This is a genomic window from Streptomyces sp. NPDC093111 (genome assembly GCF_040683955.1).
GTDB lineage: Bacteria > Actinomycetota > Actinomycetes > Streptomycetales > Streptomycetaceae > Streptomyces.
On sequence record NZ_JBFBNW010000013.1, the window covers coordinates 208,466 to 224,865 of the forward strand.

Here is a 16,400-nt window from a genome sequence, read left to right on the forward strand (position 1 = left end):
CGCCCTTTTTCCCGATGGGGCACCGCACGACGGAAGAAGATCGTTCCGGCCAGTTCTCATGACGCCCTCCACGGCATCCGGCAGCCGGGATTATGGTGGCCGCCATGAGCCCGCAGAATCGTCCCTCGGAGCCGGAGGGGCGCTCCGCCCCGGACGGCCCGGGACTGCCGTCGCACGCCACCCTGGCCGGGGAACTGGCCGCCCTGCGCCGCCCCGGCCTCGCCGCGCTCCGCGGTCTGCGTCCGCAGGCCCTGGGCCGCGTCGCCCTCGCCACCGGACACACGACGGCCGAGACCGACGGGGCCACCGGCGTCGAGGCCCTCCTCGAAGCCGCCGTGCGACGGCTCGCCCGCCCCCGACAGGAGGCCGACGAGACCCCGTCCGTCTCCGAGTTGGCGGACGACCGGACGGTCGATCCGCTCGCCCGGGCCGCCGCCCACACGTTCGGCCTGCTGCCCGGCCGGCGCGGAGCCCCCGCCCAGGAACGCCGCAAGGCGGCAGCGGCCGTGTACGGCGTCACGCCCGAGCGCTTCCGCCGGGGCCAGGAGCAGCAGGTGATCGCGGAACTCGCCTCGGCCGCACTGGCGTTGGCCCGTGACGCCGCCTCGGGCGGGCCCCGGTCCGGTGCCGGGGGCGACGGGGCGGGGCAGCGGCGCGCGACCCCCGACCCGGTGCCCGACCCGCCGCGCCGGGCGGGCGGACCCGGACCGGCGCCCGCCGCCCCGCACCGGGTCACGGTGCACCTCTCCGCCCTGGAACTGCTCCGGGACATCGACATCCTGGTGTCGTCGGAGAACACGCACATGGAGATGTCGAAGACCTTCCGGCCCACCGTCTCGGGCGCCCTGCGCAGGGCCGCCGCCGTGCGCAACGAGGTCGGTGAGATCACCGACGACGTGCTCGCCAGGGAACTCGGCGCGTGGATGCGGTCGCACGGCCGCACCGGTCTGCCCGTACGGCCCGGAACGGTCGCCCCGACCTCGGCCGGCGCCCTGGCGGGCCGGGGCGTGCGGCGCGTCTACCACGCGGCCGTCGTCCGGCCGGTCGACGACGGCGGCGGGTACCGGACCGACCCCGAGACGCTCGTCCACGCCGTCGCCGCCGTCTTCGCCCTGGCCGAGGCCGAACGGGACGCCTACGACCCGCCCCTGCGGTCCCTCTGCTTCCCGTTGCTCGGCTCCGGGCAGGGCGGCCTCACCCCCGTCAAGGCCGCCCGCTGGCTCAGCTGGGCCGTCCAGGAGGAGCTGAGCCGCCATCCGGGCTGGGCGGTGCACTTCGTGACCCGCGATCCCGAGCTCGCCCCACTCCTCACGGGCGCCAGCTCCGCTCCCTGAGTCGCAGACCACGTTCCCCCAACCACCTCTCGTAGAAAGCGAGTTCTCCACGGGCCGGTACGCCGAGGAGGCGGGCCGCCGGCGGCCTTCCGGGTGCTCCGGCGGGTGTTCCCGTGGGTGCTTCCGTGGGCGCTTGCGTGAGCGCTTCCGTGAGCGCTTCCGTTGATCCATCGGCGGGCTTTCCGGCGGGCTCGTCTGCGTTTTCCAGTGCCGTTCGGACGGCGCGTTGCGCGGCCGGTTCCACGGCCGGTTCCACGGCCTGTTCCACGACCACCTGCACCGACGGCCCCGTGGTCCGCCGGTGCAGGTGGGGTTCGTAGCGGGCCCGTCCGAGCGCGGTGCGCGGCAGCAGTCGCTGATTGGCCGAGCCGCGCCAGACCAGCCCGGTCGGCTCGGCGATCCTGAACCGTCCGGCGATCACGGCGTCCGCGTGCCGCAGGGCCCGCAGCCGGTCCGGGTCCCACTCGTCCTGCTCGTACCCGGTGTAGACGAGGATGTCGGCGGGCGGTTCGCGCCCCGCCGCGCCGCGCGCCGCGTCGGCCCCGGCCAGGAACTCGGCGAGTCCCGAGGCCTGTTCGAGGGGTTCCCCGCCGCTGACCGTCAGCCCCTCCGCGCCCTGGGCGAGCGCGTCCCGCCACAGGCCGAGGAGTTCCCCGACCGACGCGTCCCGGCCACCCTCGGCGTCCCAGGTGTGCCGGGACATGCACCCGGCGCAGGCCAGCGGACACCCCTGGAACCAGACGCCGAGGCGCCGGCCGGGGCCGAGTGTCTCCAGCGGGAAATGCGTCCCGCCGATCCTGATGCGCATCACGCCCTCCCCCTTGGACCGAAATCGAGTATCAACGTATTCGACGGGGAACGGCAAACAATTCCGGAGAATGTTCCGGTCGTTTTCCGGGCGGCACCCGGACGGATTCGGGACGGGCCGGTGGGAACCCGGAATGCGTCTCGAACGAAAGGCCCCTTTCTGCTTTCCTTCGCGTAGCCCTCCATCCGGAACGAGGGCAGCGGAGAAGGGGGAATCCGTCGTCATGATCACCACGGACCAGATCAGAGGACCGGCCCGCCGGGCCCGGCTCGGAGGGGTGACCGCGCTGCGGGCCCGCCGGCGGGGCCGCCGTGACGCCCCCGGACTGCGCCCGCTGCTGCCCGCGTACCCGCCGGAGCCCGGCGCCGCCGCCCCTGGCCACCGGGACTTCCCTGAACTCCCTGAACTCCCTGAACTCCCGGAGCTCGTGACCCCCTTCGTGATGGAGACCCGCACGGACACGCTGCGCGCCGTGGGCCAGCTGCGCTCCCGCCTGCTCAAGGACCGGAGGAGGACGATCGCCCGCCTCCACGCCGAATCGGTGCGCGTGGTGACCCAGTACGACAAGCGGGGCGCGCCCCTGCCGGCCGCCCTCGCGCGGTACGGGGAGTGGATCGGGGCCTGGCGGGCGGACGCCGAACTGTGCCGCGCCCGGGCCGTCGCGCTCACCCACGAGGCCAACCAGCGGCTCGCCTGCTACTGGGACGCGGTCTGGCTGACGGTCCACCAGATGCGGGCCGAGGAGGCGAGCGGGGCGCGGCCTCGGGGGCCGGTCCCCGAGGCCGGCCTCCCCGCCCATCCGGCCTTCGCGGTGCGCCCCGAGCGGTGGCTGCCCGGGCAGGTCACGCTCGACGAGACCTGGGAGGACCTCGATGCCTGGCTGTACTCCGGGCCGGTCCCCGCCCCGGCCGCCGTCGACCCGGACCGCACCCACGCCGTCGCGCGGGCGCTCCGGATCCTCGACGTCCAGCCCCACCACGAAACCACCGACGCCCCCAGGAGGGGAACCCGATGACGTCCCACCCTGCGCACCCGCGCCCGCCGCGCGCCCGGCGCCCGGCCCGGCCGCTGGCGGCAATCCTGCCCCTGGCGGCCCTCCTGATCGCCGCGACCGGCTGCTCCAGCCCGCAGGCCGACACCTTGGACGCCGCGTGCGCCGTCGTCCTGGACGGGTCGGGCTCCGGATCGGCGGCCAACGGCTTCGACGCGAAGGCCAAGCTCAACGCGACGATCGTGCCCTTCATGAAGCAACAGCGCTGCCGCTCGCTCGCGTACGCGCCCATCACGTCCTCGTCCAAGGCGTCCCCGTGCCACGCCAACGACGTGAACCTCGACCCGGCCACGGAGAACACGGACGACGTCGAGGCCATCCGCCACGAGGCCAGGGTCCAGGCCGTGCGCGCCGCCCACACCATGCTCGTCTGCGCGAGCAGCACCAACGGCGGCTCCGACGTCCTCGGCGGCATCGCGCGCGCTGCGGAGACCCTGGGCTCGGGCGACGGCCGCAAGGCCCTGCTGGTGGTCAGCGACTTCGAGCAGTACGACCCGGAGTTCGGCCTCACCGCGAAGTCGATAGCCACCCCGGAGGCCCGCGCGAAGTCCGTGGACAAGCTGATGGCCTCCCGGGGTGTCCCGCCGCTCACCGGCATGGACGTCTTCCCGGTCGGCTACGGCATGAACCGCAAGGCCAAGCCCAGCGAGTTCGAGCCGTTCGACGCGTTCTGGACGGAGATCCTGACGAAGAGGGGCAAGGCACGTGTCCACGACGACTACCGGCGCTGACCCCGGACGGACGCCGCGCAGGGCCCGGTTCGGCGTTCCCTTCCCGCGCGGTTCCGGCCGCAGGGGCGGCCGGATCCGCCCGGCGGAGGACCTCACCGTGCAGCGCAGGGTCGCGCCCGCCACGGAGACCCGGCACGAGGCACGCCTCCGCCGCCGCGCCAACCGCCGGGGCCGCAAGGCCGCAAGGCGCCGCCACCTGAACCCGTGGATCCTCGGCAGCGGGGACCGGGTCCCCTACTTCGCGGAACTGGCCTCCGTACGCGACCTCCTGCACGCCCGGATTGCCGAAGAGCACGCGCGCGAGGAGCACCGGCTGGGCAGTCGGCGCGCACTGGCGCAGGGGGCCGCCGAGAACGCGGACCACGACATCGCCCGGCTGGACCGGCAGCGCGCCGAGAACGCGGAGTGGCTGCGGACCAACCGCGACCAGCTCGACCGGCTCGCCGCCCGGTCCGTGCGCTGGGAGCGGTACCGGGACCGCGTACGGGAGCTGGTCGAGACCCGCCGGCTCCAGGACCGTTTCGACGAGGCGGCCGACGACGCCGACACGGGCGGGGGCGCGGCGGCGGACGGGCGCTCCGGTGCGCCGGAGCCCCGACCCACGGGACGGTCCGAGGCGGTGTCGGAGGGCCCGTCCGAGGGCGACGAGGAGGACTACCAGAACCTGGACGAGAACGGTGGGCCCGCCGCCCCGCCGCCCTCGGACGGCGACACCGGACGTCCGCCCGGATCGGACCCGCTCGCGCCGCCGGACCTGACCGCGGCCGTGTCCACCACCTGGACGGACATCGAACGGTGGCCAGGTCTGCAGAGCCGCCCGGGTCTGCCCGACTGGATCGTCGCCGCCCTGCTCGTCGTCGTCGCCGCGGTGGAGGTGCCGATCTACTGGATGGCGTTCCAGCCCTTCCACGGCGTCGGCAGCAAGGGCGCCGACACCCTGACCGGCACCCTCGCCGTGTCGGCGGCGCTCGTCATGGTCGTCGTCCCGCACCTGGTGGGCCGGGCCCTGCGCGGCAGCTCGGGCACCGGCGCGTCGAAGTGGACGAACCTGCCCGCCCTCGCGCTGCTCGGCACGTGGGCCTTCTCCACCTGGGCCCTGGCGCACCTGCGGACCAAGCTGGTGTTCCGCAGCAGCCCCACCGGTTCGAATCTCCCCGGCGTCACCGATCTCGAATCGTCCCGCCCCACCAGCCTGTTGGGCAGTCTCCATCTCGAACAGACCACCGTGACCTGGATGTTCGTCGCGCTCCTCGTCCTGTCCGGCGGCATCGGCCTCCTGACCGGCCTGCTGCGGGAACACCCCGCCCTCGACACGTACCGCTCCCATCTGGAGGAGTCCCGCCGCCTCCAGATGGAACGAGACGCCGCCACCGTCCGCGCCCAGCACGCCCGGGCGACAGCGGCTTCGGTGCACGAAGGTGCCGAACTGCGGGCCGACGCGAGCCGGCAGCGGCAGCGGGCGACGACGAGCCTCTACGAATCGGTGGCCCACGCCTACCTCATGGGAGTGGCCGAGGGCTCGTCCGACCCGGCGGTCACGGAGGCGGCGATGAAGCTGTCGAACACGTGGCCCTTGGTTCCGTTCTCGGCGGTACGGGAACGCGCGGACGGCTGACGTGTCCGGGCCCGGAGGGACCCGGGCCCTCTCCGCACGGCCGGGCGGCGGGACCGCCCGGCCGTGAGCGCCGGCGCCGTACAAGGGCGGCGGCGCTCACGTCGTACCGCCGACCCAGTCCTTCCAGCCCTTCCAGTCCTGCCAGTCCCGCCAGCCCCTCAGATCCCTCAGGTCCCTCAGATCCCTCAGGTCCCTCAGGTCCCTCAGGTCCCTCCGTTCCATCCGCTCCATCCGGTCAGCGAGGAGCCGTCCGGCAGCCGTCCCACGAGCCGGAGCGGTGCTGTCCCGGTGACGCGCGCGGCGAGCAGCCGCCCCTGCGCGGCGACGCTCGCGGCGCCTCCGGCGGTGACGCCCACGACCCGGCGACTGGCCGCCGCCAGCACGTAGCGCGACCCGGCGGGCCCGGTCCAGTACGAGCCCGCGAGGACGTCCTGCCCGAACCGCCCACAGGCGGCGGTGTCGCGCACGGTCGTGACGGGGAGGGAGCGTCCGGGCACCTCCAGCGTGACGTCCGCCGTGCCCCGCCCGTCCCAGGTGTCGGCCCGTGAGCAGATCCAGAGGGCACGTCCCGCGTTCTCCGGGAGAGGCTGCGCGGCGAACTCCCAGCGGTTCACCGAGCGGACGCCACCGTCCCGGAGGCGGGTCAGGGAACACGCCGAGTGCGCCCAGGCGGCGAGTCCGAGAGGTCCCGTGGCCTCGCGCGGCCGACGCGCCGGTTCGCCGGCTACCGGCAGGGGCGTCCAGGTCAGATGGGCGGCGACGAGGCCGCCCAGGTCGGCGAGGAGGAAGGCGTGGTCCTCGACGATCCGTCGGGAGGAACGGAGCTGGAGGACGGGCACCTCGCCGCAGGCGGCGGGGGCGGTGCGCGGCTCGGGCGACGTCACGGGCTCGGTGACGCCGTCCGCCGCCACGCGCAGGGCCCGCGCGGCGGAACCTGGAGTACGGAGGTCCCGCGTCCCCGCCTCCGCGACCCAGGGGGCGAGGAGATAGCGGGTCCGGTTCCCCGTCCGGTTCCCCGCCCGGGCGAGTACGACGGCCGCCGCCGTGGTCACGTCGCCTGCGTCGGCCGGGGTCTTCGCCAGGGACGGGCGGCCGTTCCCGGCTCCGGGCTCGGTGTAGCGGAGGAGCGTCCGGCCGGTGTGCAGCAGGACGACGGCCGTCCCGTCCACGGTGCCCGCGTAGAGCAGCGAGGGAGGCTCGGAGCCGGCCACGAGGGCCGCGCCTCCCGTCCCCTCCGTCAACGCCCGCCCCAGGAGGGCCTGGTCGCCGGTCCGGTCGCCTCGGGCGGGCCAGGCCGTGAAGTCGACCCGCGACGTGTCGGCCCACCGGTCGGGCGGGACGCGGACCGTGCGTACCGGAGCCGTCCCTTCGCGGACCGCCGAGCCGGCGGGGCGCGCCGGGGACGCGGGTGACCCGCCCAGGACCGCGGCGCCGGTGCCGGCGAGAAGCACCACTGCGGCGGCGAGAGTGGCCCATCGGACGCGCCTGCCCCGGCGCAGCAGATCGGTCGGCCGCAGATGGACCGTGCAGGGATCGAATTCCGGGCGTCTCAGCAGTTCGGCCAGGTCGGGAGCGCAGGCCGCGCGCAGCCGCTCGGCCTCGCCCACGGCCCGCTCCGGCGCGGCCACGCCCGCCCCACGGAGCAGGGAGGACACAGCGGCGGGGGCAAGGCCCTCCAGGGCCGTGAGGGCGAGGGCCGCGCGGGTCGCGGGCTCCGCCGCGGCGAGCGCGCGGTCGAGCGCGAGTTCGTCCGTTCCGCCGGCCCGGGGAAAGACCCGCAGGCCGAGCATCTTGGGCAGGGTCGCCCCGTACGTCACACGGACCGGCGGCCGGAGGGCATCGCGGACGACACGGGCGCGGAGCCAGTCGTGGGCGGAACGCGCGGGTTCCTCGCCGGTGCGGGATCGAGGGATCCCTGCTGTGGGCGCTGCCTTGGACCCTGCTGTGGACCCTTCCGTGTCCCGCGCTGTGTCCCCGGCCGTGTCCCTTGCCGTGCTCCGTGGCCCGCCCGCTCCGGGGTACGCGCCGGCGCCGGACCGGCCGAGGCCGCGTTGCACCAGGGCGTGGGCGGCGAGCACCCTGCGGTGGCGGCCGAGGTGCGGCGGCAGGATGAGGTGCGCCAGCCGGACGAGGGCGGGGTAGTGCTCCACCAGGGCGGCCTCGGCCGCTTCGCGGGAAGGCGGTCGCGGGGAGGACGGGGAGGGTATCGAGGGCGTGCGGTCGAGTGGGGCGTTCGCCTGAGGGGACTGCATACAAGGGGGAACGACCCGGTGGGGGCAACGTCACCTCGGACCTGTGACCGGGTCCCGCCCGGGACCGCGTGGCCGCGCGAGCGTGACGCCGCGCGACCTGACGTGACCCGGCGTGACGTGGCTTGTTGCAGCTTGCTGTGGCGTAGGAATCGAGACGGCATGGGCGGGGTACCGCTCCCTTCGCCGGGGCCACGGACCATACTGGTCGGGCCCGCATCACCGACTGAACGGTTCCATGGCCAAGAACAGCACTTCTTCGACCACCGTCCCCGACACCGCCTGGCTCGGGCGTGGGCGTCACCTCGGGCCCGAGCCCGAGCGGGACGTCCGGCGCAACCTGATCGCGCTCAAGGCGGCCCGGGTGATCGACGACTTCCTGGACCTCGACCCCGTCGAAGCGGCCCGATCCACCGACCTGTATCCCCGGGACGAGTCCGCCGACCCCGGACCGCTGGCCCGCCGCCTCTTCGAGGCCCGCTGGCAGGCGGCCGAGGGCGTCACGGTGCGTGCGCAACTGACCACGTACGACCCCGAGTCCCGGCGCGCGGAGGGCGAGGGTGTCACCTGGGTCCTCGCCGCCGAGGCGGAGCGGGCGTGGGAGCCGGGCTGGCTTTCGCCCGCGACCGTGTTCTGGCCCGACAGTGATCAGGTCCCCTGGGATCACGACAAGGCGCCGGGCGTGCGCCTGCGGGCGACGAACCACCTGCCGAAGGACGACGACGAGGTGCGTCGCCTGCTGCGGGACTGCACCCGGCAGAGCTGGTTCGTCCATGTCCTGGTGCACGAGGCGATGACGCCGGACACCTTGGGGCGGCGACCGATCACGGCGTTCCTGCCCCCGAGCCTGCGGCACCGGGTGGTGGAGCACCGGGCCACCCCGGAGCAGGCGCTGTCCGCCGACTTCGTGCTCAAGCGCGAGCTGGGTGTGGGGATACCGCGCGGTGGGGCCGTCGTACTGCCCGCGGCAGGGCAGGCACCCGACCACGACGCGCAGCGCTTCACGGTACGGAACGTCTTCCTGGACGGCACGGAGCCGACCGAACTCCTCGACAAGATCAAGGAGTTCGCCGCACTCCCGCAGCCGATGCCGGCCGAGGCCGAGCAGGCCCTGACCCGCCTGCGTCAGGGCTGGCACCTGCTCACGCCGGACGAGGAGCTGGTCCACGCGCGAGCCATGGTCACCCGGTACGCCAAGGCGCTGGAGGCCATGACCTCGTCCTGCGACCTGTACCGGGAGGCCGCCGAGTCCGCGTTGGCGGCGCTCGCCGACGCGACCGGGAGCGACGGCGGCGCCCGGCCCTCCGCACCGGCGGCGGCGAAACCGGAGACCTCGCCGCTGAAGACCTTCACGAAATCGTTCGGCCTTTTCCGGGGCCCGAACAGATGACGGACGAAGGCCGGGGGGAGGGAGGACCGGCCATGCGGAAGCCCCGCGCGGCTGCGCGGCGTCTCGTGCTCGGAGGCGTCGCCGCGCTGGCCGTACTCCCTCTCGCGGCCTGCGGCACCTCCGCGCCCCAGGCCGGCGCACCGGACGACGGCCGGCCGGACGGCCGGTCCGACACCCCGGCTTCGCGGAGTACGCCGTCCACGACGCCGTACGCGGGCGGGTTCAAGAGGCTTGAGCGTGTCTACGGCGCACGGCTCGGGGTCTACGCGATCGACACCGGCAGCGGGCGAGAGGTCGTGCACAACGCCACCGAACGCTTCGCCTACGCCTCGACGTTCAAGGCGCCGGCCGCCGCCGCCGTCCTACGCAAGTACTCACCGGGCGGCATGGAGAAGGTGGTCAGGTACGCGAAGGAGGACCTGGTGGACCACTCCCCGGTGACCGAGCGGCACGTCGGTACCGGGATGACGCTCCGCGCGCTCTGCGACGCCGCCGTCCGCTACAGCGACAACACCGCGGCGAATCTCCTCTTCGACGCGCTCGGCGGGCCGAAGGGCCTGCAAGCCGCCCTGAGGGAGGTCGGCGACACCACGACCCTCGTGGAGCGCCGCGAACCGGAGCTCAACCGATGGGCCCCGGGCGCCACGCGGGACACCACCACGCCCCGCGCCTTCGCGGGCGCGCTGCGGGCCTACGTCCTCGGGGACGCGCTCGGCGCGGACGGGCGCGCGCAGCTCACGACATGGCTGCGGACCAACACCACCGGCGACGAGCTCATCAGGGCCGGAGTGCCGAAGGGCTGGGTGGTCGGCGACAAGACGGGCGGAGGCGGTGACTACGGCGTCCGCAACGACATCGCCGTGGTGTGGCCGCCCGACGCCGCGCCCATCGTCATGGCGATCATGTCGAATCGGGGTACGAAGGACGCCGCCTACGACAACAAGCTGATCGCGGAAGCCGCTTCCGTCGCCGTGGAGGCACTGTCCTGACAGCGCCCGGCCCGGGGCGGGGCGGGCGGAGGGCCGGGCCGCGCACGTCGGGCACCCGGCCGGGGGACGGGTGCCCGGCCGGGGGACGGGTGCCCGGCCGGTCCGTCGGGGCCCGGTGGCCGGCCCCGTCACTCGAACCCGAGGGGCCCGATGCCCAGATCCTCGCGCATGAGCCGACGCATCTGCGCCATGGCCTTGCGCCGCCGCTCGATCAGGGGCGCGTCGTCGGCCGAGCCGACGGCCGCGCCACGGGCGTAGGCGTCGCGGATCGCGCGCAGGCAGTGGAACGCCTCGTTGCCCGCCGCGACGACCTGCGGCGGGCCCACGAGCCAGAGGCGCTCGCTCGCCGTGTAGATGCCCGTGCCGCGCACGGCCTCCCGTACCGCCGCGTCGCGCACCGCCTCCGACCTGTGGTCGCCGAGGGCGACGGCGCGTATCTCCTCACCGGCGGCTTTGAGGGCGGAGACGTACTCGGTGTACACCGCGCGCCGCACTTCCAGACCGTGCCTGGCCTCCTCCCGCCGCCACCGGTTCCGGTCGGCGATCAGTGTGGCGGCGATGCCGATCACGGCACCGGTCAACGTGGAGAGCAAGGGCGTCCAGTCCATGCGTGGCAGCTTGACCGAACCGCCACGCACGCACCAGTGCCCTTCTCTCCCGCCGCGTCAGATCCGCGTGCGGCGACGCTTCGTGACCAGCAGGACGGCCGCGCCGGCCGCGCCCAGCGCCGCGGCCCCGACGAGGTAGGGCGCGACCTGGCCACCGGTCGTCGCGAGCGAGCCGCCGCCCTTGCCGCCGCCGGCGGGCGGGGTCGTGGACGACGAGGGGGTCGGCTGGTCGGGAGTGCCCGGCGTCGGGGTGGAGGTGCCCGGCTGCGTGGGGCTCGTGGTCTCCTCGCCGGGCCGGCTCGGCGTGGGGGTCGGCCGGGAGGTGGCCGGCGGGGCGGTCGGGGGCGTTCCCGGGGTTTCCGGGGCCGGCGGCGTGGGCTTGCAGTCGAACGTCGACGAGCCGGTCCACGGGTAGTTGTGGCTCTCGTTGCCCGAGCCGTGGGTGCGGATGGCCCCGCCGACGTACACGCGGCCGTTGGTGCTGGCGGTCAGGTCCGCGGTCGCCTTGGGCGCGAGGATGGAGCCCATGAAGTTGCCTCCGCCACCGAGGCGGATCGAGGTGGAGTCCTCGAAGTTGTAGAGGATCCGCGACGCCGCTTCGCCGAAGTGCGCGGAGTCGTAGGTGTCCGCGCGGTCCCCGTTGAAGCCGACGGACATGGGCGAGATGCCCACCGGCCGGCCGCCGGTCACGTTGACGACGACCGCGTCCCCGGCGGGGATCGACGTGAACAGGAACGTCGACGTGCCGTCGAGCTCCGCCGCCGTGATCTCGAAGACCTGCGGGCCGCTGCCCGCTCCGGCGCCTCCCTTGAAGGTGACCGTGTCGCCCGACACGGTGGTCGTCCCGGTGGGCTTGAGCTTGGCGAGCGAGGCCGACTCGCGGCGGACCGTGTCGCCGAACGACGCGTAGGGGCTCAGTGCCGCACTCGCGCCCATGCCGGAGGCGCGGGAGCCTCCGTTCGTGACCAGGTCGCCCTTCCCGTCGATGGCACCGCCCACCTGGACGGAGCCGCCGTAGCGGGGGCCCGCCGTCAGGCCGTGGCCGACGTCGACCGTCGTCCCCGAGGCGATCTTCAGGTCGCCGCCGACCGCGAGCATGACCGAGCCCGACGGGGGCAGGATGCCGGATCCGGCGCCCACCCGGCCGACGTTGAAGACGCCGCCGGACGTCTTGGCGAAGGTGGCGTTCCCGTTGACGACCAGCAGGCCCTCGGCCTCGGCCGTCCCGCCGTCCGCGGTGTAGTCGCCGCCCGCGAAGAGGGCGACGTTGGCATCGGTGAACCGGGGCTCGTGGCCGATTCCCGGCTCCTTGCCGGCGGCCGGGCACGCGGGGAGCTGGCCGGCCGCGGGGGCGAGCGGCGCGGCCTGGGCAACGCAAGGGACCGAAAGGCCGAGGACGAAGGCGAGCGCCACGGCGCTTCGCGTTCCCGCGCGCATTCCGGGGGTGACTGTCTGGGACATGGCTGTGCCGTTCTCTTGAGGGGAGGGTGAGAAATGAGAAGGAGAATCGAGGATGGGAATGGGGATGGGGGCGAAGATGAGGATCGGGTCGAAAGGAAGCGCTGACGGGAAGGGGCCGCCGTACAGGGGTCAGTCGCCCCAGCCGTCGCGGCCCACGCCGCCCCAGCCGCCCCGGTCCACGTCGTCCCAGCCGCCCCAGGGGTCCCGGTCCGATCCGGCCTCGCGGTCGGCCTCGGACCGCAGGGCCGCGCGCGTCACCGGGCCGTAGACGCCCAGTTCCTCCGTGATGCTGCGGGAGGCCTGGAAGCGGATCAGTGCCGCCTCCAGGTACGCGCCGAACGACCCGTCGACGGATCCGAGGTAGAGGTGGAGCCGCCCGAGACAGCGCTGGAGCTCCTTGACCTCTGGCCCGGTACTGCCGCGCCTCAGAACGTCCCCGTCCGGCCGCTGGGGCGGGGGCGAGGGGCGGTTCGGCGAGGACGTGGGGGGGGTGACCGGGGGCGGCGGCGCGGTCGTACGCGCCGGAGTGCGGGGTGTGGCGGACGCGTGCGACGGCGTCGGGCCGGGTCCAGTGGCGGTGGCGGCGGCCCGGGTGGCCGGCGCCCTCGGTGGGGTGGACACATGGGTGACCACCGGTGGTTCGGATGCCGCGGGTGAGCTGGGCGGCAGGAGATCGGGCATCATGAGCGACCGGTCGTCCGGAGTCTGCTGTTCCAGCCCGGAGGTGAACCCCACCGTCAGCCCGATCCCCGCGGCGAGGGCGCCCGCGATGAGCAGCGGGAGCGCCAGCCCGGCCCCTTGCTCGCGCTCCTGCTTCGTCGCCTGCTTCGTCGCCTGCTTCTCCACCTGCTTCCTGACCGGCTTCCGCGTCCGCGACGCGTTGCGCCCGTGCCGCGACTTCTCCGCCACATGGCGTCCACGGGACCGGCCTTCCCTGGGGGCGCGCGGCAGCGTCGGCGTCGTGTCGAAGAGCTCGACGTCCTGATCCCGGGCACCCGGACCGTCGGCACCGGGCCCCGCGACCATCCCGAAGACGAGGCCGTCCCGCCCGGGATGTGACTGCGGCTCAGGGGCGCTGGACGTGACTGCTGGGGTCAGGGCAGTCCTGTTGCGCATGCATGTGCTCCAGAAGTGGCGAAGCTGTGGTCGATGTGGCGAGAACGCGGAGGTACGCGGGATGCCGAGGAGACTCTGACCGGCGTTCAAAGTAAGCGTCAACTGTGCACATGAACCCGCAAATCCGGGCACTCACGACGTTGGTTCTTAAACAACCCTTAATAAGTGACACACGTCACGTACTCGCCTTGCGAAGTGGATCATCAGCACGCAAGTTGCCCCTGGCTTAAGAACAGTTGAACAGCCGGTGCCATGACACCGACCCTCCCCGGCGCCCTGTCCATAAATCCGTCGAGGCGAGACGGCTCGTCTTGTTATGGTGGGGGCATGGCCTTCTTCTTCGTCTGAGTCCGGGCACGGCTGCCCCAGCCGTTCGTGCTGCCCGTCGACCCTTCGTACGCCAGGAAGCCCTATGCGCGATCGCGCCCACCCCACCGACCCCACCACCGCCCCGACCACCGTCTCCGCCTCCGGTCCCGCCGCCGTGGCACAGCTGTCCGTCAGGGACGTCAGCAAGTCGTACGGCATCCGGACCGTGCTCGATCAGGTCTCCTTCTCCGTCCGGCCGGGCGAGAAGGCCGCCGTCGTCGGCGAGAACGGATCCGGCAAGTCGACCCTGCTGCGGTTGCTCGCCGCGACCGAGACGCCCGACGGCGGGGAGGTCACCGTCCGGTTTCCCGGCGGCACCGGCCACCTGCCGCAGACGCTCCCCCTCGCCCCCGACCGGACCGTGCGGGACCTCGTCGATCTCGCGCTCTGCGACCTGCGCGCCATGGAGCGCCGGCTGCGTGCGGCGGAGCAGCGGCTCGGCGAGGCGGATGAGGAGCAACTCGACGCGTACGGCGAGCTGTTGATCGCCTACGAGGAGCGCGGCGGGTACGAGGCCGACGTCCGTGTCGACGCCGCCCTGCACGGGCTCGGGCTCGCGGGGATCGCCCGCGATCGGGTGCTCGGCTCGCTGTCCGGTGGTGAGCAGTCGCGGCTCGCGCTCGCCTGCGTCCTGGCCGCCGCCCCCGAACTGCTGCTCCTCGACGAGCCGACGAACCACCTCGACGCGGCGGCCGTCCGCTGGCTGGAGGAGCACCTGCGCGCCCATCGCGGCACCGTCGTCGCGGTCACCCACGACCGCGCCTTCCTCGAACGCGTCGCCACCACGATCCTCGAGGTCGACCGGGACACCCGCACGGTGTACCGGTACGGCGACGGCTGGGCCGGATATCGGGCCGCCAAGGCCGCCGCCCGGCGCCGCGCCGAGCAGCGGCACGTGGAGTGGGCCGAGGAGGTCGCCCGCGTGGAGGAACTGCTCGACAGCGCGGGGCGGCGGCTCGCCACCACCGGCCGGGACCCCAAGCAGGGGTTCGGCAAGCACCGCCGCTCCAGCGAGGCGAAGCTGGGCGGGCAGGTGCGCGCCGCCCGCGAGCGGCTGGCCCACCTGCGTCGTGAACCGGTCGCGGAACCGCCGCCGCCGCTGCGCTTCACGGCCACGCTCACGGCGGCGGACGAGGCCGCGCCGGGGCCGCTCGCCGAGCTCGACGGCGTACGGGTCGGCGGGCGGCTGCGCCTGGACGGGACGCTCGCGGTCGCGCCCGGGCAGCGGTTGCTGGTCACCGGAAAGAACGGCGCGGGCAAGACGACGCTCCTGCGCGTCCTGGCCGGTGACCTGGAGCCGGACGCGGGTACGGTACGGCGCGCGGCCCGGATCGGCTACCTCGCGCAGGAGCTGCCCCGCCGCGCCCCGCACCTCCCGCTGCTCGACGCGTTCGCCGCCGGACGGCCGGGGCCGCCGGACGAGTACGCCGAACAGCTCCTGGCCCTGGGCCTGTTCCGCGCGGAGGACCTCCACGTACCGGTCGACACCCTGTCCGCGGGGCAGCGGCGGAGGCTCCAGCTCGCCCGGCTCGTGACCCGGCCGGCCGAGCTCCTGATCCTCGACGAACCGACCAACCACATCACCCTCGACCTGGCCGAGGAACTCCAGGCCGCGCTCACCGCGTACCCGGGGGCCGTCGTCGTGGTCTCGCACGACCGGCACTTCCGCGCGGGGTTCGGAGGGGAGTCGCTGGAGTTGCGCGGCGGTCGGCGGCGCTGAGCTCACGATGCCGTGCGCGGGGGGGCGCTGCCCAGAATCGTGCGCCGGCCTCGCCCGGATCAGTCGCCGAATCGGTCGTCCAGGTCCTGGTGCACACCGGTGCCGACGATCCGGGAGAACTCCTCGTAGCTGTGGCGCGGCGGCCCGCCCTCGGGGGTGCCGGCCGCCCTGAGGTGGGCCAGGGCGTCGGCGACGGCGCGGGTGGCGGCGAACAGGGCGGTCAGCGCGTAGAAGGCCAGCGAGAAGCCCAGTTCCTGAAGATCGGCGGCGGTCAGGCCGGCCGTCTCGTTGCCGTCGACGAGGGACACCACTTTCGGGCCCTCGACCGCGGCGGCCACCGCCTCCAGGTCCTTGATCCTCTTGATCCCGTCGACGAAGACCAGGTCGGCGCCCGCGTCCCGGTACAGCCGGGCCCGCCGGACCGCCTCCTCGACGCCCGCCACGGGCAGCGCGTCGGTGCGGCCGATGATGAGCAGGTCGGCCGACCCGCGCGCTTCCACCGCGCATCGGAGGCGTTTGACGCCGCTCTCCGCGTCCACCAGGCGCACCCCGCTGGTCTGCCCGCAGCGCTTGGGCATGGCCTGGTCCTCCAGGTGGATCGCCGCCACCCCGGCCTGCAGGTACTCGCGCACGGTGCGGTCGATGTTGCTCGGTCCGCCGTAGCCGGTGTCGGCGTCCGCGACGACCGGGATCGACACCGCCCGCGTCATGTTCCGGGCGTGCTCGGTCATCTCGGTCTGGCTGAGCAGACCGACGTCCGGCATGCCGAGCCGACTGGCCGTCGCCCCGAACCCCGTCATGTACACCGCGGGGAAACCCGCCGCCTGCACTAGCCGCGCGGTGACCGCGTCGGCGGCTCCCGGCGCCAGGACGATCTCCCCGGCTGCCAGGAGGCCCTTCAAGGATGTGCCTGCGGACGACAACGCGACCTCCCCGACGCCCGGCTCGCGGGCGGATCT

13 protein-coding genes are annotated in these 16,400 nt (G+C 74.2%); 7 read left to right on the plus strand and 6 right to left on the minus strand.

The genetic code is table 11. The features are described from left to right. Nucleotides 1-104 precede the first annotated feature (104 nt). A complete protein-coding gene (locus tag AB0Q96_RS23935) occupies nucleotides 105-1,334 on the plus strand; it encodes an Appr-1-p processing protein (protein WP_365328658.1) in 1,230 nt (409 codons plus the stop codon). Here the strand turns inward: AB0Q96_RS23935 and AB0Q96_RS23940 are convergent. Continuing rightward, on the minus strand, nucleotides 1,309-2,142 hold the full coding sequence (locus AB0Q96_RS23940) for a 4Fe-4S single cluster domain-containing protein (protein ID WP_365328660.1): 834 nt from the start codon (nucleotides 2,140-2,142) through the stop codon (nucleotides 1,309-1,311). The genes AB0Q96_RS23935 and AB0Q96_RS23940 overlap by 26 nt on opposite strands. 223 nt (nucleotides 2,143-2,365) lie before the next feature. Between AB0Q96_RS23940 and AB0Q96_RS23945 the strand changes: the two genes are divergently transcribed. Genes AB0Q96_RS23945 through AB0Q96_RS23955 form a run of 3 tightly spaced genes read left to right on the plus strand, consistent with a single transcriptional unit; the run spans nucleotide 2,366 to nucleotide 5,539 of the window. Next, nucleotides 2,366-3,157: a hypothetical protein gene (locus AB0Q96_RS23945; RefSeq protein ID WP_365328662.1), complete on the plus strand. Its 792-nt coding sequence runs from the start codon at nucleotides 2,366-2,368 to the stop codon at nucleotides 3,155-3,157. Beyond that, on the plus strand, nucleotides 3,154-3,924 hold the full coding sequence (locus AB0Q96_RS23950; protein ID WP_365328664.1) for a hypothetical protein: 771 nt from the start codon (nucleotides 3,154-3,156) through the stop codon (nucleotides 3,922-3,924). The genes AB0Q96_RS23945 and AB0Q96_RS23950 overlap by 4 nt, the downstream gene beginning before the upstream one ends. After that, nucleotides 3,899-5,539, plus strand: a complete 1,641-nt coding sequence (locus AB0Q96_RS23955) for a hypothetical protein (RefSeq protein ID WP_365328665.1) — start codon at nucleotides 3,899-3,901, stop codon at nucleotides 5,537-5,539. Before AB0Q96_RS23950 ends, AB0Q96_RS23955 begins: the two co-directional genes overlap by 26 nt. A gap of 203 nt (nucleotides 5,540-5,742) precedes the next feature. Here AB0Q96_RS23955 and AB0Q96_RS23960 read toward each other — a convergent pair whose 3' ends face one another. After that, complete coding sequence (locus AB0Q96_RS23960; protein ID WP_365328667.1) at nucleotides 5,743-7,329, minus strand: hypothetical protein; 1,587 nt, start codon at nucleotides 7,327-7,329, stop codon at nucleotides 5,743-5,745. A gap of 697 nt (nucleotides 7,330-8,026) precedes the next feature. On the opposite strand from AB0Q96_RS23960, the gene AB0Q96_RS23965 reads away from it, so the two are divergent. Together AB0Q96_RS23965 and bla are read left to right on the plus strand one after the other, a co-directional pair. Next, on the plus strand, nucleotides 8,027-9,178 hold the full coding sequence (locus tag AB0Q96_RS23965; protein WP_365328669.1) for a hypothetical protein: 1,152 nt from the start codon (nucleotides 8,027-8,029) through the stop codon (nucleotides 9,176-9,178). Between the two features lie 32 nt (nucleotides 9,179-9,210). Next, the gene (gene bla / locus AB0Q96_RS23970) at nucleotides 9,211-10,167 is read left to right on the plus strand and encodes a class A beta-lactamase (protein WP_365328670.1); all 957 of its coding nucleotides are present in this window, start codon (nucleotides 9,211-9,213) and stop codon (nucleotides 10,165-10,167) included. A 128-nt stretch (nucleotides 10,168-10,295) separates the two neighbouring features. On the opposite strand, the gene AB0Q96_RS23975 is transcribed toward bla, so the two are convergent. From AB0Q96_RS23975 to AB0Q96_RS23985, 3 genes are all read right to left on the minus strand, one after another. Then, nucleotides 10,296-10,775 (minus strand): hypothetical protein, encoded by a 480-nt coding sequence (locus AB0Q96_RS23975; protein WP_365328672.1) that lies wholly within the window; start codon nucleotides 10,773-10,775, stop codon nucleotides 10,296-10,298. A 57-nt stretch (nucleotides 10,776-10,832) separates the two neighbouring features. Continuing rightward, entirely contained in the window at nucleotides 10,833-12,236 is a 1,404-nt protein-coding gene (locus AB0Q96_RS23980; RefSeq protein WP_365328674.1) for a choice-of-anchor A family protein, read from the minus strand. 129 nt (nucleotides 12,237-12,365) lie between these two features. After that, nucleotides 12,366-13,352, minus strand: coding sequence for a peptidoglycan-binding domain-containing protein (locus AB0Q96_RS23985; RefSeq protein ID WP_365328676.1), 987 nt, complete (start codon nucleotides 13,350-13,352; stop codon nucleotides 12,366-12,368). Between the two features lie 412 nt (nucleotides 13,353-13,764). On the opposite strand from AB0Q96_RS23985, the gene abc-f reads away from it, so the two are divergent. Then, nucleotides 13,765-15,441, plus strand: coding sequence for a ribosomal protection-like ABC-F family protein (gene abc-f / locus AB0Q96_RS23990; protein WP_365328678.1), 1,677 nt, complete (start codon nucleotides 13,765-13,767; stop codon nucleotides 15,439-15,441). Between the two features lie 59 nt (nucleotides 15,442-15,500). Here abc-f and AB0Q96_RS23995 read toward each other — a convergent pair whose 3' ends face one another. Then, the gene (locus AB0Q96_RS23995; RefSeq protein WP_365328680.1) at nucleotides 15,501-16,343 is read right to left on the minus strand and encodes an isocitrate lyase/PEP mutase family protein; all 843 of its coding nucleotides are present in this window, start codon (nucleotides 16,341-16,343) and stop codon (nucleotides 15,501-15,503) included. Between the last annotated feature and the right edge of the window lie 57 nt (nucleotides 16,344-16,400).